Here is an 18,228-nt window from a genome sequence, read left to right as displayed (position 1 = left end):
GGGGTCTGGTTCGCCACGCGTGAAGAAATCGCTCGAGCCTGGCTTGAACGAACTTGATTGCGTGGCAATCACGCCGGATCAAAAAAATGATGTGCTATTCCCCACTGTGGTGAAAGAGTTCAGGGGGAACAGCCAGCCCGCCTGACCGGCTGGGGCCGGTTACTTCTGGAAGAGGCCTGATATGCAACCTTTTGATACGGTGATTCGCAACGCCCGCGTGGTAACCGCCGCGGACACGTTCACCAGCGATATCGGTATTCGTGATGGGCGCATCGTCTCCCTTGGCCTGGACCTGCCGCAAGGTCACCAGGAAATCGACGCGGCAGGCCGGCATGTCACCCCCGGTGGCATCGACAGCCACGTGCACCTCGACCAGCCGACTGGCGACGGCTCGGTGATGGCCGATGACTTCTTCAGCGGCACGGTCTCGGCGGCCTGCGGCGGCACCACCACCGTCATCCCGTTCGCCTGCCAGCAGAAGGGCGAAAGTCTGCGCTCTGCCGTGGATGACTACCATCGTCGGGCGGGTAACAAGCCGGTGATCGATTATGCCTTCCACCTGATCGTCACCGACCCCACCCCGCAGGTGCTGCTTGAAGAACTGCCGGCCTTGATTGCTGAAGGCTATACATCGTTCAAGATCTACATGACCTACGATGCGCTGAAGCTGGGCGACCGGGAGATTCTCGAGACGTTGTCGGTCGCGCGCCGTGAGGGCGCCATGGTGATGGTCCACGCCGAGAACAGCGATTGCATCGCCTGGCTTACCGAGCGACTACTGGCGGCCGGGCTGACTGCACCGCGCTACCACTGCGCGTCGCGGCCGATGCTGGTGGAGCGCGAAGCGACCCATCGTGCCATCGCCCTTGCCGAACTGGTGGACGTGCCGATCCTGATCGTGCACGTGTCGGGTCGCGAGGCCGTGGAGCAGATTCGCTGGGCCCAGAGCCAGGGGTTGAAGGTGTACGCCGAAACCTGCCCGCAATACCTGTTCCTGACCGCCGACTCGCTGGGGTGTGACGACAGCTTCGAAGGTGCCAAGTGCATCTGCAGCCCGCCGCCGCGCGATGCCGCAAACCAGCAGGTGATCTGGGATGGCCTGGAGAACGGCTCGTTCGAGATTTTCTCGTCAGACCACGCACCCTTTCGCTTCGATGGCCCGAATGGCAAGAAGGCCCACGGTGAAGAGCTGTCGTTCGACCAGATCGCCAACGGCATTCCCGGTGTCGAAACCCGCATGGCACTGCTCTGGTCCGAAGGCGTGCGCACTGGGCGCATCACCCCGCAAAGCTTTGTTGCGCTGACCTCCACGAATGCCGCCAAGATGTATGGGCTGTATCCGCGCAAGGGCAGCATCGCTATTGGCGCGGATGCCGACCTGGTGATCTGGAGCGAAGGTGAGTCGGTGCACCTGTGCAACGAAATGCTGCACCACAACGTCGATTACACCCCTTACGCCGGCATGACGCTGAGCGCCTGGCCGGCCATGACCCTGTCTCGCGGTGAGGTGGTCTGGGATGGCGAGCCGCGCGGTGAGGCTGGTCGCGGTCAGTTTCTGCCGTGCGAGCGCCCGGCGCCCGCGCAACTGCGCCGACGTAAGACTGAGTTGCCATTGTGAGTGCGGTCGCGCAGGTGGCCGCCATCCTGATTCGTGGTTGGCGTGAGGGGCGCCAACAACCGTTGCCAACCCTGGAACTGGCTAGCGAAGCCGAAGCCTATGCCGTGCAGCACCAGGTAGCGGATGCCCTCGGCTGGTTCGCCTCCGGGCCGCCAGCGGCCTGGAAACTGGGCGGCGCTCCGGGAGGGCTGATCAGCGCCGCCGGGGTACCGGCAATGGCGGTACACCCGTCGGGTTGGCAGGTTCCGCCGGGCGATGCCTTCGGTTTCGGGATCGAGGGAGAACTGATCGTGCGCCTGTCGCGCGACCTCGACCAGCACACTGATCTGGCCATGGCCTGTACGGCGGTCGATGTGTGGATGCCGGGCATCGAACTGTGTGGCACGCGCTGGCTGCAGGGCGATCAGGCCGCGCCACTGCTTCGGCTGGCCGACCAGCAACTCAACCGCGCGCTGGTACTCGGTGAATCGCAAACGCTGGGGGAAATGCCGGATTGGTCAAGACAACAGGTGACGTTGCGGGTGGCCGGGGAGCCTGAGTTCGTCGGCGTTGGCAGCCATCCATTCGGTGAGCCGCTGAGTTCGCTGCCGTGGCTGGCGCGTCACGCTGCAGCACTGGGCAGCCCCTTGCGAGCAGGTGACCTGGTGGCTTGTGGTAGCTGGACCGGTATCTACTGGGCGTCGGCCGGGATGCAAGTGGAAGTTGAGTTTGCCGGGATAGGACGGGTTGCCTTGTCGACTTGATGCGTTTCGAAGGCTTGCTGATTTTCAGTTTGCGGAGCCAGCCGGCACATTGCGAGTACATGAAAGAAAGCTTCGGGGTCCTTTATGAGGAGTCCGCTGAAGGACCCCGCATGATGTCGATCGGGTTCATCCACGCATGGTGGGCCGCCATGGGCGGGTGAGGGCGATCAAGCAATTCATCGAATATGCCAGGCAACACGATGGGGTCTGGTTCGCTACACGTGAAGAAATCGCCCGTGCCTGGCTGGAGCGCAGTTAATGGCCGTGGTCGCCGGAATTTGAATTGCACCGCATTGCCCGGCAGAATCGCCTCCCGATCTGGCTAAGGTGCCGGACGTTCGTGGTGAAAAGGAACAGCAGTTGAACGAACAGACATTGTCCATGCGCCTGGAGCGCGTGGCGGCCCATGTGCCGGCAGGTGCGCGCCTGGCCGATATCGGTTCGGATCACGGCTACCTGCCGGTGGCGTTGATGCGCCGGGGTGTCATCGAAGCGGCGGTGGCCGGCGAAGTGGCATTGACGCCGTTCCTCTCGGCCGAGCGTACCGTGCGCGAGAATGACTTCGACCAGCGGATCACCGTGCGCCTGGCCAACGGCCTGGCGGCGATCGAGCCGGGAGACGGGATCACGGCGATCAGCATCTGTGGCATGGGCGGCGAGACGATCCGTGACATTCTCGACAACGGCAAGGCGCACCTGAGTGGCCAGGAGCGTCTGATCCTGCAACCCAACGGCGGCGAGCAGCCGCTGCGCCAATGGTTGATGGGCAATGGCTATCGCATCCTCTGCGAGGAATTGCTGCGGGAAAACCGTTTCGACTACGAAATCATCGTCGCCGAGCGCGACGGGCCGGTGATGTACACCGACGAGGAACTGTATTTCGGCCCGTTGCAGATGCAGGCCCGCAGCCCGGCGTTCCTGTTCAAGTGGCAGCGCATACTGCGAGAGAAGCACAAGACCTTGAGCAACTTCGCCCGGGCGCGACAGGCCGTGCCCGAGGAGAAAGTGCAGGTCATCGCCCGGCAGGCCCGGTGGATCACCGAGTTGCTGGCTTGAGCCCGTCCAGGGTGTCTGGGCTATAAGGAGTAGGAATGCCTTACCGAACAGGAAGAGAAGCGTTTATGCAAGGCGTCCGGGCGCTCCTTCCATTGAGTCCCGGTGTCGTTCCATTCGGCTTGCTGACGGGGGTCATGGCAATCAATATGGGCCTGTCGCCTGGCACGACCATGGGCATGACGCTGCTGTTCTATTCAGGATCCGCTCAAATGGTCGCACTGCAACTGCTCCATACGGGCGTTGTGCCGTTGGCGATTGTGGTCACGGCCCTGGTCATCAACTTGCGCTTCATCATGTACAGCGCGTCACTGGCCCCCCATCTGCATCATTTACCCCGGCGCTGGACATGGCCTATGTCCTACATGCTTTCTGACCAGTCCTATGCACTGTCCAGTCTAAAGCTTTCCTCCGGGGAGCTGGGGCAGTTTGCACACCACTACTATGCCGGCACCGCTGTTGCCATGTGGCTGACATGGCAACTGTCGGTACTGGCCGGCGTCTACTTGGGAGCAAGCATCCCCGAGTCCTGGTCCTTGAGCTTTGCCATACCGCTTTCTTTCCTGGCGCTTCTGGTTCCCGGTATACGCAGTGCAGCGAGTCTGGGTGCCGCTTCGGTCGGCGGGTTGCTTGCCGTGTTTGCGGTCGATATGCCCTTTAACCTTGGGCTGGTAACCGCTTCCATCGGCGGTGTGATGGCGGGTCTGCTGATCGAGCGTTTTCGCAAAAGCAGCGATACGCGGACCCATGACATCGAGAGGGAGACATCATGAGTGATTTAGCCTTATGGGGGCTGTTCCTGGCGGTCGGTGTGGGAACGTTCGCCATGCGACTTTCCTTTGTCGAACTCTATGGCCGGTTTCGAATCCCGGCACTACTGAGGCGGGCCTTGCTGTATGTCCCGGCGAGTGTGCTGGCCGCCCTTGTACTACCTGCCGTGGTGTACCCCAACGGGCAGGGTGCGTTCGTGTTGAATAACCCTCAGATACCCGCCGCCATTATTGCTGCGTGGGTCGCTTGGCAGACTCGAAATACTGTCCTGACGCTGGCGGTCGGGATGGGAGCTTTGTGGCTTTTCAAGTTTTTGGGTATGTAATGCGTCCATGCGCCGCCGGTACGACTCGAACAGCAGGGTGAGCTTTCGTTGAAGAGGGCGGCGCAATCCAATCGTTTTAATCTGAAGTCGACTATTTACCTTATATGCGGAAAACCATATATTCGTTATCCCGTATATGAGCTGAGACTTCACTCTGACCAGCAAAGCCCGTGTCCTTTCGCTGGGGAGCGTTTCGATCAGTCATAAACAAACACTGAGAAACGAAATGACTGACCCGCTGACACCGACCACAGTTTTCAAATGCCTGGCTGACGACACTCGGGTGCGCACAATGCTGCTCATCACCCGTGAAGGAGAGCTATGTGTTTGCGAGCTGACCTGCGCACTGGATGAGAGCCAGCCAAAAGTCTCCAGACACCTCGCGCAGTTGCGCAGCTGCGGTTTGTTGTCTGACCGTCGGCAAGGCCAATGGGTGTATTACCGACTGCACCCGAATCTCCCCGATTGGGTCCATCAAGTGCTGACCACAGTGCTCGAAAGCAACGCGCATTGGTTGAGCCCTGACGCCAAACGTCTTGATGGAATGGGTGACCGTCCTCAACGGGCACTGACCTGCTGTGAAAGCGTTCGATGAATCCAAGAGCCGCCATTGCGCAGGACAAAGACTATGTTTGATGACCATATGCCCCAACTCGATACCGAACTGATTGATCTCCCATCGGCAGAAAAACTCGGTATCGCAAAGACCTCCATCCACAAACCGCGCATTTTGCTGCTGTACGGATCGACCCGTGAGCGCTCCTTCAGTCGCCTGATGGTAGAAGAGGCCGCTCGGCTGCTGGAGCACTTTGGTGCCGAGACCCGGATATTCAATCCATCGGGCTTGCCGCTGCCAGATGACGCACCAGACGATCACCCTCGTGTGAAGGAGCTGCGCGACTTGGTGTTGTGGTCAGAGGGACAGGTCTGGTGCTCTCCAGAGCGTCACGGAAATATGAGCGCAGTGTTCAAAGCGCAGATCGACTGGGTGCCTCTGTCCATGGGGGCGGTACGGCCGACCCAGGGCAAAACTCTCGCCGTCATGCAGGTGTGCGGTGGCTCGCAATCGTTCAACGTGGTCAATCAGCTGCGGGTGCTGGGACGTTGGATGCGTATGTTCACCATCCCCAACCAGTCTTCTGTGCCGAAGGCCTATATGGAATTCGACGATAACGGCCGGATGAAACCTTCTCCGTTCTATGACCGCGTCGTTGATGTGATGGAAGAGCTGGTGAAGTTCACGCTGCTGCTTCGTGACCGTCAGGACTATCTGGTTGATCGTTATTCCGAGCGCAAAGAGTCGGCGGAAGAACTCATGAAGCGTGTCAATCAGCGCTCCATCTGAGGACGTCCGGTCGAATGCCCACTGACAACAGATTCAGAGACAACAACATGACTATCAAAGTTGGCATCAATGGTTTTGGCCGGATCGGTCGCCTCGCTTTGCGAGCAGCCTGGAGCTGGCCCGAGTTCGAATTCGTGCAGATCAACGATCCCGCCGGTGACGCGGCGACTCATGCGCACCTGTTGAACTTCGACTCGGTGCATGGCCGTTGGAATTACCAGGCTGATTCCGAGAGCGACAGCATCGTCATCGACGGCAAACGCATCAAGGTAACGGCCAACAAGGCGATTGCCGACACCGATTGGTCGGGCTGTGATCTGGTGATTGAAGCCAGCGGCAAGATGAAAACCGTCGCCGTGCTTCAGGCGTACCTCGACCAAGGAGTGAAGCGCGTAGTGGTCAGCGCTCCCGTGAAGGAAGAGGGCGCTTTGAACATCGTTATGGGCGTCAATCATCAACTGTTCAATGCGGCGCAACATCGCATCATCACTGCCGCTTCGTGCACCACCAATTGCCTCGCACCCGTCGTCAAAGTGATCCACGAAAAACTGGGTATTCGTCACGGTTCGATCACCACGATTCACGACCTGACCAACACACAGAGCATTCTCGACCAGCCGCACAAGGATCTGCGCCGTGCGCGTGCTTCGGGCATGAGCCTGATTCCGACCAGCACCGGATCGGCCACGGCCATCGCTGAAATCTTCCCGGAATTGCGCGGACGCCTCAATGGTCATGCCGTGCGTGTGCCGCTGGCCAACGCTTCGCTGACGGACTGTGTCTTTGAAGTCGAGCGGGCCACCACTGTCGAAGAGGTCAATCAGTTCCTCAAGGACGCTTCCGAGAATGAGCTCAAAGACATCCTCGGTTTTGAAGAGCGACCACTGGTGTCCATCGACTACCGTACCGATCCGCGCTCATCGATCATTGATGCGCTGTCGACCATGGTCATCAACGGCACCCAGGTCAAACTCTATGCCTGGTACGACAACGAATGGGGCTATGCCAACCGCACCGTCGAACTGGCCAGAATGGTCGGTCTGGCCGTCTGAGGAGCGGTCATGAAAGCGTTGTCAGCCCTCGCTCCAGAAGTGCGGCAGTACTTGCTCGTCACGGGCAACTACTGGGCCTTCACCCTCACTGACGGCGCTTTACGCATGTTGGTGGTGCTGCACTTTCACGCGTTGGGCTACAGCCCACTGCAAATCGCGGCATTGTTTCTGTTCTACGAACTGTTTGGCGTGATCACCAACCTGGTGGGTGGTTATCTCGGTGCCCGGCTGGGTCTGAACCGAACCATGAACATCGGGCTGGGCCTCCAGGTCGCGACGCTGCTGATGCTGACAGTTCCTGTCGCCTGGCTGACCATCCCATGGGTGATGGGGGCTCAGGCGCTGTCGGGGATTGCCAAAGACCTGAACAAGATGAGTGCCAAAAGCTCGATCAAGCTGCTGGTTCCGGAGGGGCAGCAGGGCACGCTCTACCAGTGGGTGGCGATCCTTACCGGCTCGAAGAACGCACTCAAGGGTGTCGGTTTCTTCCTGGGCGGAGCCTTGCTGGCAGTGATTGGCTTCAAAGGCGCCTTGCTGGCGATGGCAGGTGTCCTGGCTCTGATCTGGATCAGCAGCTTGATCCTGTTGAAAAAGGACCTGGGCAAGGCGAAAGCCAAGCCGAAGTTTCGCGACATCCTGTCCAAGAGCCGGGCGATCAACATTCTCTCGGCAGCGCGGATGTTTCTGTTCGGCGCTCGCGATGTCTGGTTTGTGGTGGCTTTGCCGGTGTACCTGAGCAGTGTCTTCGGCTGGGACTTCTGGAAGGTTGGCGGCTTCCTGGCGGCCTGGGTGATTGGCTACGGCATCGTGCAATCCTTCGCGCCGAACATCACCGGAAAGAAACATGGTCACGTGCCGGATGGCCGTGCAGCGTTTTTATGGGCACTTGCCCTGGCGGGCCTGCCGGCGGCAATCGCGCTCGGGTTGAACACCGGGCTGTCGCAACAGGCAGTGCTGCTGGGTGGGCTGATGATTTTTGGCGTGCTGTTCGCAGTGAATTCGTCGTTGCACAGCTACCTGATCGTGTCCTACGCCAAGGAAGACGGCGTTTCACTGGATGTGGGGTTTTATTACATGTCGAATGCCTTGGGGCGGTTGATCGGCACGGTGCTATCCGGCTGGGTTTACCAGGTGTATGGGTTGGGGGCGTGCCTATGGATATCGAGTGCGTTCGTGCTGCTTSCCGCGTTGATTTCAATTGCATTGCCCCGTCACGCGCTGAGTGAATAACTGCTATCGGGCGATAGCAGGCATGACGTGCCATGCTCTGCAAATCCCCTGAACAAGAGCGGCCTGATATCACTGCCCTGGCGTAGAATCCTCACACCGCGCCCCAGTCCGAGACGGCCCCTCCATGCAAATCCCCACCCAATCAACCCCGCTTTGGAAAACCTACCTCCTGTTCCTCGCCCCGATGGTCCTGTCGAATTTCCTCCAATCCATGTCAGGCACCGTCAACAGCATCTACATCGGCCAGATGCTCGGCACCCAAGCCCTGGCGGCCGTGTCAGGCATGTTTCCCATCGTCTTCTTCTTCATCGCCCTGGTTATCGGTCTCGGCGCGGGTGCCAGTGTGTTGATCGGCCAGGCTTGGGGCGCGCGCGAATCGCATCTGGTAAAGGCTATTGCCGCGACCACCTTGCTGTTGGGCGCAATGATCGGCCTGTCCGCCGCGGTGCTGGGCAGCGTGTTCGCCAGGCCAGCCTTGCAGGGTTTGGGCACGCCGGCCGATGTGCTGGACGACGCGGTGTCCTACGCCCACGTGATGATGTGGATTATGCCGTCGCTGCTGGTCTACGTGCTGTTTACCCAACTGCTGCGCGGGGTGAGCGATACGTTGTCGCCGCTGATCGCCTTGGTGGTGTCGACGTGTATAGGGCTGGCGCTGACGCCAATGTTGATTCGTGGTTGGTTCGGCTTGCCGATTATGGGGATTCAGAGTGCGGCGTATGCCGGGTTGGCGGGTAACTTGTCGGCGATGGGGTGGTTGGCGTGGCGGTTGATCCGCAAGGGGCATCCGTTGGCGCCGGACCGGGAGATGTTTGCGGCAATGAAGCTGGATCGGGTGATTCTCGGCAAGGTGCTGCGCATCGGCTTGCCGACCGGGTTGCAGATGGTGGTGTTGTCGGTCTCGGAGTTGGTGATTCTGGCGCTGGTGAACCAGCACGGCTCGCAAGCGACGGCGGCCTATGGGGCCGTGACGCAGATCGTCAACTACGTGCAGTTTCCGGCGCTGTCGATCGCAATCACGGCATCGATTCTCGGGGCGCAGGCGATTGGGGCAGGGCACATCGAGCGTATGGGGCCGATTTTGCGCACGGGGCTGCTGATCAATGTGTGCCTGACCGGCGGGTTGGTGCTGCTGGGTTACCTGTTGTCGCACTGGTTGCTGGGGCTGTTCCTGACTGATGACTCCACGCGCGCGATGGCCGAACACTTGTTGCACATCATGCTCTGGAGTCTGTTGGTGTTTGGTTTTCAGGCGATTGTCGGCGGCATCATGCGCGCCAGCGGCACGGTGTTGGTGCCGATGGCGGTGTCGATTGTTTGCGTGGTGTTGGTGCAATTGCCGGTGGCGTATCTGCTGGATGGGCATTTTGGTTTGCAGGGCGTGTGGATGGCGTTTCCGGTGGCGTATCTGGGGATGCTGGCGTTGCAGACGGCTTACTACCAGTTCGTTTGGCGACATCAGAAAATCCAGCGATTGGTGTAAGCGGCGCGGCTTGATGTCGGTCACGGTCAGGCCGACAATTCTCTGGGACTGCGTGATGAAACCGACGGGCGTGATCGCCTGAGGAGGTTTTCAAATGAGTCCCCCTTCGAACATCGTTTTACAGGACCGGACAGCGGCCGGTCGGCGCCTGGTGGCGCCGTTGCTCGCCTACGCTCATCGCCCGGAAGTGATCGTTCTCGCTTTGCCTCGTGGCGGCGTGCCGGTGGCCTATGAAGTGGCCTCGGCACTGGACGTTCGCCTCGACTTGATGCTGGTGCGCAAGCTCGGGGTGCCGTCGCACGAGGAGTTCGCCATGGGCGCGATAGCCAGCGGCGGCATCCAGATTCTCAATGAACAGGCGTTGCGGGCGCATCCGATTGATAAGGTCGCATTCGATGCGGTGGTCGCCCGGGAGACGCGGGAGCTGTTGCGGCGCGAGCAGGTTTACCGGGGAACGCGCGCGCCGGTTCAACTCAAGGATCAAGTGGTGATTCTGATCGACGATGGCCTGGCAACAGGCGCCTCGATGATGGCAGCGATCCTCGCTGCGCGGGTGCATGCACCGTCTCGAATCGTGGTTGCAGTGCCGGTGGGGCCACCCGAAACAGTCGAGGCGTTGCGCAGTGAAGTGGATGAATTGATCTGCCCCATCATGCCTGAATGGTTGATGTCGATTGGGCATTGGTACATGGATTTTTCCCAGACCTCGGATGCGGAAGTCATCAGGCTGTTGCATCGGGCCTGGGCGAAAGAGGACTGCGCCGATCCATCCTGAGAGTTGCCAACGTAAAAAGTATGACTGTTTTAGTTGTTGGTCCTGAATGCGAGCCGCTCGCTATTAAAACCCCCCTTGGCAGCGCCAGCAACTAGTGGATCCAATAAATTTATCAGGAAGTCCATGTAAATTAAGCAGGCCAGTGGTCATGGGCCTGTCAGGGAAGTTGATGACTTAGTATCGAAGCAAGAAGTCACAAATTCTAACTACCGTTTGTCGGTAGTGTGCTCAGAAAATGAACATTCGAGTATTCTGGGGCTCTCATTCTTCAGCAGTCATTCATGGCCTGCACCAGTTAGCCGTAGTAAAGAAGTGGAAAAGTGAACCTCATGTGCATCGAATGCTATGGGGATTTTTTTTACTGAATCCCGGGAGAAATACTTAAGCAGATTGTTGGTTCGCCTTGCGAGTCAATGAACTTAGCCGTGCCAAGTCTATGATTTGGCTTATCTTGAATCAGTAGATCGAACAGGTGTTTTGGAATAAGTACATAACCTGTAGAGCATCGATCAGTACTGTCGAATAAAGGTGGAGAACGTACCGTGGCGATAAATACAATTATGAGCCTGATTGAAAATAAAGAATTCATGGAGTTTTTACGAATGGGCGTTGTTTATGTCCATTTGGTTGCCTGTTGTGTCGCCATTGGTTTGGTATTGACCAGTGATATTGCGATGGTCAAAGATCTATTTAAGCGAAAAACATTTACGGAGCATGATAATGCTCACATGGAAAGTCTTCAGAAGTCTGTCGTTGTTGCGTTGATAGCTTTGTGGGTAACCGGTACCGCGATCATTGGTATTGATTACCTCGAGAAAGGTATGAACTACTTCATGAATCCAAAACTTCAAGCCAAAGTTATTATTGTTGCGTTGCTGACTTATAACGGTATCGTATTGCATCGCCTGGTTTTGCCCGCTCTGCAAAAGGCAGGCTCATTGCTCAATCTCGAGTTCAGCGCCCGGATGCTGGCGCTGTTCTGCGGTTCGCTATCGGCAGTCTCCTGGATGTATGCGGCCATGTTGGGCATCGGGCGTCCGCTGGCCTGGAAGTATTCCCTGACTGAACTGTTGATGGCTTATCCGGTGCTGATTGCTCTGGGTTTCCTGACGATGCTTGTGTTGACTCAACGGGCGAAACAACCGGACTACGCCGTTGCGTATCCGCGGACTTTCGCGGGCGCTTGTTAAGCCGGTCAAGCAAGTAAGCCTTACAGGCTGGTTCAAAGCCTGTCAGAAACGACCTCCTTTGTGCAGGGCAACTAATGCCCGCATCAAGGAGGTCGTTTTTTTTTGCAGTTTCCTAGTGAGTCTTGAGCCAGTCCTGAAACCGGGTCGTGCCCACAATAGGGTTGGCGCCCGGTGTCAGCGACTGATCATTGATCGACGCACCGAAGTAAGGAACGGTGTCGTCCGCAATGGGTTGGCGCGGGTCCTTGGTGTGCTTCAGGTAGTYGCTTGCGAACTCAATGAGAGGGCGGTTATCAGGGCCAGCCACTTCGACGGTCTGATTGGCAGGCGCCTGCAGCGCGATCGTTGTTAGCGCCGTCGCGACATCATCCGAGGCCACCGGTTGCAACGCGGCGGACGTCAGGTGAATGGTGTCGCTTTCCTCACGCCCGGAGTGAGCAATGGCATGGATAAACTCAAAGAACTGCGTCGCCCGCACAATGGTGTAGGGAATGCCCGACTTCTTGATGAGATTTTCCTGCGCCATTTTTGCCCGGAAGTAACCGCTGTCGAGCATCCGTTCGGTGCCGACAACCGACAGGGCCACATGGTGTTTGACGCCGTCGATTTTCTCCGCCGCCAACAGGTTGTGCCCGGCGGTCTCAAAAAAATGCAACGCCGCGTGGTCCTCGAAAGAGGGCGAGTTCGCCACGTCGACCACCACGTCGGCGCCCTTCAATGCCTCCGTCAGTCCTTCGCCGCTGATGACATTCACGCCGGTACTCGGTGACGCCGCGAAAGCTTCATGGCCCAGATCCTGCAAGTTTTTGCAGACTTTACTGCCGATCAGCCCGGTACCTCCGATAACGACGATCTTCATGTCCAGTCTCCCGACGCGGTAAGTGCATCGGTAATTAAAGACCCGCACAGGTGGCAGGACAGGGCGCTGGGCCGGATTGGCCGACAAGTGGTCGGAAGTCCGCGCAGCAGGTGGAATAAACGGTGGTTCTTTGCTTTAGTCCTCCTATTGGTGGCCTGCGTGTGCAGGCATTTCGGCTCATGACCGAACGCCTTGACCGGAGAATCCCATGACTGTTCGATTCCCGCGGCTCGCGGTACTGGCGGCTTTGTTCACCTTCCTTTTTTTGCCCTGTGCCCAAGCGGTCCAATACACGCAAGTCAATCAAGCCGCGAGCAAGATCTCGTTCACGTACAACCAGTTCAGCTCGCGGGTGTATGGCACGTTTGAAAAGTTTGAAGCCTCGCTAGATTTCGATACGGCCAACCCCGCAGCGGCTCATGCGTCGCTCACCATCCAGCTCGACAGCATTAATGCCGGCAGCAGTGACGCCAACGCTGAATTGCAAAAGCCTGCGTGGTTTGATTCGGCGGCTTATCCTGTGGCGACCTTTGAATCGACCGGCGTGAAAGCCCAGGGTGACGACAAGTACACGATCGCCGGCAAGCTGACGCTCAGAGGCGTCACCCGCGAAGTAGAGGTTCCGGTCCACCTGAAAGCGGAGAAAGCCGTCGGGATCTTCGATGGCCAGTTAACACTCAAGCGCAGCGATTTCAAAGTCGGCGACGGTGAATATGCCGATGCCGTCGTTTCCGACGACATCAATATCCGGTTCAAGATGGTTGCGCCGCAGCAGTAAGCCGTTTGTTTACCCGGGTGACTGGGTGTCACAATCGTTTTTTGTCGCAGCATCATGATCAGGAGGATCAAATGGCTGGCCCAGGAGTTCGGCACGACCAAGAGGCGTTCATCACCGCGCAAGTGCGTGGTGACCGTCTGCGTCAGCTATTCCACCAATCCGTGTCTGCTGTGTTGGGCAGTTACCTGGCCGCAATCATGCTGTGTTGGCTGTGCTGGGAGCGTATTGATCACAGCATCGTGTTCGTCTGGATTGGACTGCTGACCGCATCATCATTGCTGCGCGTCGGAATGTTTGTTGCCTATTTTCGTTGCCCGGACAGTCAGCGCACACCTCAACGCTGGGAGCAGACCTATTGGACAACGCTGATGTTGTCTGCCGGTATCTGGGGCGCAGGCGCTTTGGCGATCATGCCGTATGACGACTTGCTGGCCCAGTCGCTGGTCATACTCTTTGCCGTCGGCATGTCAGTCAGTGCCGTGTCGTGTTACTCGTCCTATCGGTCCATGACGTTAGCGTCAATTGGCCTGGTGTTGTTGCCGTGTACCACGTGGCTGTTATTTCAACAGTCGACCCTGCAATTCGGTATGGCGCTGGCGGTTCTGGTGTTTGCCTCATTTGTCGTCAACGCGACTCGCAAACTGTCCGAGGCCCTGGAAACGGCTTTTCGCCTGACCCGTGAAATGGAGCAGGCGCACCGCATTTCCACGCATGCCGCACAAACCGATGAACTCACGGGATTGAAAAACCGCCGGGCTTTTTTTGAGCGCGCGCAGCAATTGTTCAATGACTGCCAATACAAGCGGTTGCCACTGTGCGTGGTGATGCTGGATATGGATCACTTCAAGCACATCAATGACACCTACGGCCATCAGGTCGGCGACCAGGTATTGCGTCAGATGGGGGGCGTCATCAGCGGCTGTTTTCGCGACACAGACGTCTACGGCCGGTTGGGTGGCGAGGAGTTCGCCATCCTGCTGCCGGACACCTCCATAGAGGTCGCCGTTAATTTGGCCGAGCAACTGATCCAGGCGATCGCTGGTTTGATGTCCAGCCCCGTCCACCGCATATCGGCCAGTCTCGGTGTCGCCTCCATGGAGTTCCAGAACAATGATCTGCAAAGTTTGATGGACAATGCGGACAAGGCGCTCTATCGGGCGAAGGCGCGCGGGCGAAATCAAGTGGCTGTTTCAGAATAAGGGCGGGGCAGGGTGGGCCTGAAAGGGCGTGTGGGTCTGCCTGTTAAACATCGGTGGAAGGTGTTTGTTTAAACGTCCTCAAGGATACGTCCTGAAAGCTACAAAACCTTGCGCCGTTGCCTACGGCTACGCCAGAATCCGCCGGCTTGTGCGCCTTGGGCTTGCTCGGTAATTTGGTTCCCGTCACTGCCCATCAGTGATCGGGTTTCGCAGCCTGGGTAATCTCTAGACGCACAACGTCTTCCGTCCGTGAGCAGATACTTCATAGGTCTGTCACTCATGTCATGGCGGCTGTGCGTGGGAGGCCTTCGGGTCTACCGGGTTCCTAGAGTCCTGGTCTGCGAACCCGCGTACACTTGCCACCTTATTTTCGTTTCGCAGCGAATGATGGCAGCGGAGATCACGGCGAACCGGGTGTTGGATACGATTGAACCACCCGTGTAACCGCTGTCCTGTGGTGAGGGGCTTGTCGGAACGCCGCATCGCCCCGTTGGACGTAGCAGGCCCATTTTTTTGGGCCGCTTCGCTGCCCAACGGGGCAAGCCCCCTCGCCACGGGGGGCCTGTCGATGCCGCTTTAACGCACGCTGATCGGCGCTGTTATCGTCTTGCCAAGCGCAGACGTGACAGTGATGGTCGCGTTTGGCGCCGGCCCGGCACCAGCGGTCGCCACTAGCACTCGCCATTTCGCACCCGTGCCGACTTGCGTGAGCGTGGCTTTGCCCAGATTAAGCGTCCCGGCGGTAGAGGTCACGGTCACCGTCACGCTGTTGCCGGCAAAACGCGTGGTGGTCCCGGAAATATCCCAAGTGTAGCGATTGTCGGTACGAACGGTGACGAAAGCGCTGGTAACCGCCAGAGTCTCGTTGGCGGCTGCTGCGGTGACATTGACGGACACTGTCGCCGGGTCCGACTTCGCGTCCTTGGCATCGCTGGCCCGATAGGTGAAGGTTGCGGTGAACGGTGCGRGGACGATGGCCGGTGGGGTGTAGATCACCCGTAAACCGTCGGTGCTGACGGCGCCTTTGCCCGAATCCGGCTGGTTCAGTTCAACCACCTTGAGCGGCAGATTACCGTCGGGATCGGTGTCGTTGGCCAGCACGTTGATGGTTACCGGCGCGCTACTATTGCTGGTAGCGCTGTCGGGGTTGGCCACGGGTTTTTGGTTGTCTCCCTGGTTATCGTCACGTTTATCGCCGGTGCGGAAGGTAGGCAGCGCCACGGAGGCGACGTAGGTGACTCCGTCCCAACCCGGCAAGGGCGTTGGCATCAACTGGAACTGGCCGGGATTCTCGACATCCCAGCGCAACAGCATCGAGTTGTCTTCATGCTGGGTGTTGTGACAGTGCTCCATGTAAGTGCCGGCAAACTCGCGGAAGCGCAGCGCCACTACCACATTCTCTGAACTGTCGATGCCTTCGCCAATGCGATAGACGTCCTTGCGTGCCCATTTTTCCCAATCCGGCGGTGCCTTGCCGTCGCGACTGAGAACTACGCCTTCCTCGAAATGCACATGCACCGGGTGAGTCCAGCCGTTGCCGCCATTGACGATTTTCCACACTTCGAGAGTGCCGTCGCCAGAGAAGCCGGCTTCCGTCGGACCGGTGGCCAATTGCGGCGCGGCATCTAACCGGCGTGGGTCCATGCTGTAACCGAAACCGCCATCGGTCTTGACGGTCCAGGGGGCTTCGTCGGTGCCGTCGGAACGTCCGAAAATGAACTCGCGATGCCGTGCTGTGGCGAGTTTGGCCTGGTCATTGGGGTTGTCGCGGTCGATGGTCAGCGGGATCATGATCTTGCCTGCGGGCTTGCCGGGTTTTGCTGGCTCATAGGCGACCGGGTCCATGCTCTGGTCCTGACCGGCGTAAGGCTGTACCAGAAATTGCAGGAACCTGCCCACAGCCGGATCGCCGTTTTCCCATTTCAGGCCATTACTGGTGACCTTGAGCGTCGCTTTGTATTTTTCGGACAGCACGTCGGCCAGCGACAGTTCTATTTTCTCCGGGCCTTTACCGGTCTGGTGGTCCATCAGGTTGACCAGGAAAATCTTGTCGCCGGGGCTGATGCCATATTTCGCAAAGTTGACAATGATGTCATAGCGTTCGGCGATGCCTTGGACCGGCAGAATGGCGTTGTGATCCTGAACATCACCGTCGCCATCGAGGTCCATGCTGCCGTCGAAGGGCAGGGTATGCGCCATGATGTTGCCGTCGTTGGCGATCATGTGAAACGGCACGCGGTTGTAGGAAATCCCGGAACCCACCGGGCCTGGAAACTCGCCGCCGCTGCCGTTGATCTGGCGTACTAGCGCCAGTCTGAAGTAGCGTGATACCGAACCATTGAGGATGCGGAACCGATAGCTACGCGCCCGCACTTTCAGCACCGGTTGGTACTGCCAGTTGACCAGGATCTGGTCGCCGAGAAAGCCGTCGGTGTTGAACGGGTTGAACCACAATTGGCCGTTTGCGTCCCAGGCCTTGTCGGCGATCATCAGGTTCACATCGTAGTCACGGTTGCCCCACGGCAGTGCCGAACCGCTGGGCAGGCGCAGGTTGACGCCGTCCTGGATGGCCTCGTTACCGCGATCCAAAGCACTGTAGTAATTCATCATCACCGCGTTACCCTTGTAGACGTTTTGCGCGGTGAAATCGAGCATGTGGTCGTGGAACCAGTGCGTGCTCATGGTTTCGCGCCAGTCGCCACGGATTTTGATGGTGCCGTTGTCGCAGGTTTTCAACCCGGGACTGGCGTCGTTGACGTAAAGGGTTTCGCCGGGTGCACAGGGGAACGCCGCGCGCGGATCCTGCGCCGTAGTGTTGATGCTGTCGTAACCGGCCAGCTGGACCGGCCAGCGATAGTCGTAATACTGCCCCGGGAAGAAAAATGCATTGGAGTACCCGTCGCTTTCAGCCGGAGAGTGCCCGTTGTGTTCGTGGGTGCTGAGGGTGTGCAGACCGAAACCGGCATTGGCTGACGGGTCGATCGGCAGGGCGTTGTAGTGACGCATCAGCACCGGTTGGCCATAACGCACCATCAGCAGCTTTACCGGAAAGGTGCCGTCGAAGGTCCAAAGCGACTTGTGGTTCTGAATCGGCATCTTGGGGTGAAAGCGGGTATCGATGCCTTTGGTAGTGCCTGCAATGATCGGGTTGTCCGAGGTCTGGTTGTAGAGCCCGCCCGGCCCGAACTCACCGACGGCGTAGTTGTGCAATTGCCGGCGGTCGCGCATGCCGCCGTTGAGTTTGGCGCCCGCTTGCACGGTTTTGAAAGCGACCTGCGGGTAGAACTCGTTCCAGCGTTGATGCGACCAGCCTTTTCCTGGTGGCCGTCCTTCAGCCGGCGAACCGACCGGATGGCGATTGAGGAAGGCTTCAATCTGCGCCTTCCACGGATTGCGGTCGAGCACGTTGGAAAACTGCGACGGAAACGGGTACAGCCCCGGCTGGCGCATGAAGGCTTCCAGTGCCGCGGCCGACGGGCCGCTGCGAGCGATGCTGTTCGGATCTTGCGCAGGCGCCGGGCCGGCGAGCGGCACAGGGAACGACAGCGGCGGTTGCGGCAGGGTCGGGTCGAGTTTTTCCGTGCCAAATTCTTCGAACAGCAGCAGTTGCTGGGTGAACGGTAGCGCACCAAACAGCGGGCTGGGCTTGCCGTTCGTGGGGAAGTTGAACGTCGTTTGCGCCGCAGGTGGCAGCACGTTATCGATGCGGGTCGTGCCCTTGTTGCCATACACGCCGTTGGGCAGGGCATATGAACCCTGGTTCGTCGTTGGCATGGTCTTCAGTGCTTCCAGTGCAGCGGCCGGATC

The 18,228-nt window shown here is 58.7% G+C and carries 16 protein-coding genes; 14 read left to right on the top strand and 2 right to left on the bottom strand.

Annotated elements, in window-relative coordinates; translation table 11 throughout:
* The first annotated feature begins 181 nt into the window (after positions 1–181).
* The 12 genes from hydA (at position 182) to AC1DRJ_RS07970 (ending at position 11,585) form a co-directional block, all read left to right on the top strand.
* Positions 182–1,618, top strand: a complete 1,437-nt coding sequence (gene hydA / locus AC1DRJ_RS08025) for a dihydropyrimidinase (RefSeq protein WP_477801645.1) — start codon at positions 182–184, stop codon at positions 1,616–1,618.
* A complete protein-coding gene (locus AC1DRJ_RS08020; protein WP_477801644.1) occupies positions 1,615–2,361 on the top strand; it encodes a 2-keto-4-pentenoate hydratase in 747 nt (248 codons plus the stop codon). Before hydA ends, AC1DRJ_RS08020 begins: the two co-directional genes overlap by 4 nt.
* 360 nt (positions 2,362–2,721) lie before the next feature.
* A complete protein-coding gene (locus AC1DRJ_RS08015) occupies positions 2,722–3,417 on the top strand; it encodes a tRNA (adenine(22)-N(1))-methyltransferase (RefSeq protein ID WP_477801643.1) in 696 nt (231 codons plus the stop codon).
* Positions 3,418–3,452: 35 nt separating this feature from the next.
* Positions 3,453–4,187, top strand: coding sequence for an AzlC family ABC transporter permease (locus AC1DRJ_RS08010; RefSeq protein WP_477801642.1), 735 nt, complete (start codon positions 3,453–3,455; stop codon positions 4,185–4,187).
* Positions 4,184–4,510, top strand: coding sequence for an AzlD domain-containing protein (locus AC1DRJ_RS08005; protein ID WP_477801641.1), 327 nt, complete (start codon positions 4,184–4,186; stop codon positions 4,508–4,510). The genes AC1DRJ_RS08010 and AC1DRJ_RS08005 overlap by 4 nt, the downstream gene beginning before the upstream one ends.
* A 226-nt stretch (positions 4,511–4,736) precedes the next feature.
* Positions 4,737–5,105: a metalloregulator ArsR/SmtB family transcription factor gene (locus AC1DRJ_RS08000; protein WP_477801640.1), complete on the top strand. Its 369-nt coding sequence runs from the start codon at positions 4,737–4,739 to the stop codon at positions 5,103–5,105.
* Positions 5,106–5,138: 33 nt separating this feature from the next.
* On the top strand, positions 5,139–5,855 hold the full coding sequence (arsH, locus tag AC1DRJ_RS07995) for an arsenical resistance protein ArsH (RefSeq protein ID WP_477801639.1): 717 nt from the start codon (positions 5,139–5,141) through the stop codon (positions 5,853–5,855).
* A gap of 47 nt (positions 5,856–5,902) precedes the next feature.
* Positions 5,903–6,907 carry an ArsJ-associated glyceraldehyde-3-phosphate dehydrogenase gene (locus AC1DRJ_RS07990; RefSeq protein ID WP_477801638.1) on the top strand — a complete coding sequence of 335 codons (1,005 nt, stop codon included), beginning with the start codon at positions 5,903–5,905 and terminating at the stop codon, positions 6,905–6,907.
* Between the two features lie 9 nt (positions 6,908–6,916).
* Positions 6,917–8,137, top strand: coding sequence for an organoarsenical effux MFS transporter ArsJ (gene arsJ / locus AC1DRJ_RS07985; protein ID WP_477801637.1), 1,221 nt, complete (start codon positions 6,917–6,919; stop codon positions 8,135–8,137).
* 124 nt (positions 8,138–8,261) lie between these two features.
* A complete protein-coding gene (locus tag AC1DRJ_RS07980) occupies positions 8,262–9,620 on the top strand; it encodes an MATE family efflux transporter (RefSeq protein WP_477801636.1) in 1,359 nt (452 codons plus the stop codon).
* 94 nt (positions 9,621–9,714) lie between these two features.
* The gene (locus AC1DRJ_RS07975) at positions 9,715–10,395 is read left to right on the top strand and encodes a phosphoribosyltransferase (protein WP_477801635.1); all 681 of its coding nucleotides are present in this window, start codon (positions 9,715–9,717) and stop codon (positions 10,393–10,395) included.
* A 542-nt stretch (positions 10,396–10,937) separates the two neighbouring features.
* Positions 10,938–11,585, top strand: a complete 648-nt coding sequence (locus AC1DRJ_RS07970; protein WP_477801634.1) for a hypothetical protein — start codon at positions 10,938–10,940, stop codon at positions 11,583–11,585.
* A gap of 112 nt (positions 11,586–11,697) precedes the next feature.
* Here AC1DRJ_RS07970 and AC1DRJ_RS07965 read toward each other — a convergent pair whose 3' ends face one another.
* Positions 11,698–12,444, bottom strand: a complete 747-nt coding sequence (locus tag AC1DRJ_RS07965; protein ID WP_477801633.1) for an SDR family oxidoreductase — start codon at positions 12,442–12,444, stop codon at positions 11,698–11,700.
* Between the two features lie 208 nt (positions 12,445–12,652).
* On the opposite strand from AC1DRJ_RS07965, the gene AC1DRJ_RS07960 reads away from it, so the two are divergent.
* Both AC1DRJ_RS07960 and AC1DRJ_RS07955 read left to right on the top strand, forming a co-directional pair.
* The gene (locus tag AC1DRJ_RS07960; RefSeq protein WP_477801632.1) at positions 12,653–13,222 is read left to right on the top strand and encodes a YceI family protein; all 570 of its coding nucleotides are present in this window, start codon (positions 12,653–12,655) and stop codon (positions 13,220–13,222) included.
* Positions 13,223–13,293: 71 nt separating this feature from the next.
* Entirely contained in the window at positions 13,294–14,421 is a 1,128-nt protein-coding gene (locus tag AC1DRJ_RS07955; RefSeq protein ID WP_477801631.1) for a GGDEF domain-containing protein, read from the top strand.
* 576 nt (positions 14,422–14,997) lie between these two features.
* On the opposite strand, the gene AC1DRJ_RS07950 is transcribed toward AC1DRJ_RS07955, so the two are convergent.
* The coding region (locus tag AC1DRJ_RS07950) for an Ig-like domain-containing protein (protein WP_477801630.1) at positions 14,998–18,228 on the bottom strand (3,231 nt) is incomplete at its 5' end.

This window comes from Pseudomonas sp. P5_B2 (assembly GCF_056400445.1).
This window is presented reverse-complemented; position numbering and strand designations above follow the sequence as displayed.

Excerpts from the sequence above, each read along its gene's own strand:
- arsH (WP_477801639.1), top strand. The coding sequence starts at position 5,139 with ATGTTTGATGACCATATGCCCCAACTCGATACCGAACTGATTGATCTC.
- AC1DRJ_RS08005 (WP_477801641.1), top strand. The coding sequence starts at position 4,184 with ATGAGTGATTTAGCCTTATGGGGGCTGTTCCTGGCGGTCGGTGTGGGA.
- hydA (WP_477801645.1), top strand. The coding sequence starts at position 182 with ATGCAACCTTTTGATACGGTGATTCGCAACGCCCGCGTGGTAACCGCC.
- AC1DRJ_RS07960 (WP_477801632.1), top strand. The coding sequence starts at position 12,653 with ATGACTGTTCGATTCCCGCGGCTCGCGGTACTGGCGGCTTTGTTCACC.
- AC1DRJ_RS07980 (WP_477801636.1), top strand. The coding sequence starts at position 8,262 with ATGCAAATCCCCACCCAATCAACCCCGCTTTGGAAAACCTACCTCCTG.
- AC1DRJ_RS07955 (WP_477801631.1), top strand. The coding sequence starts at position 13,294 with ATGGCTGGCCCAGGAGTTCGGCACGACCAAGAGGCGTTCATCACCGCG.
- AC1DRJ_RS07990 (WP_477801638.1), top strand. The coding sequence starts at position 5,903 with ATGACTATCAAAGTTGGCATCAATGGTTTTGGCCGGATCGGTCGCCTC.
- AC1DRJ_RS08000 (WP_477801640.1), top strand. The coding sequence starts at position 4,737 with ATGACTGACCCGCTGACACCGACCACAGTTTTCAAATGCCTGGCTGAC.
- AC1DRJ_RS07975 (WP_477801635.1), top strand. The coding sequence starts at position 9,715 with ATGAGTCCCCCTTCGAACATCGTTTTACAGGACCGGACAGCGGCCGGT.
- AC1DRJ_RS08010 (WP_477801642.1), top strand. The coding sequence starts at position 3,453 with ATGCCTTACCGAACAGGAAGAGAAGCGTTTATGCAAGGCGTCCGGGCG.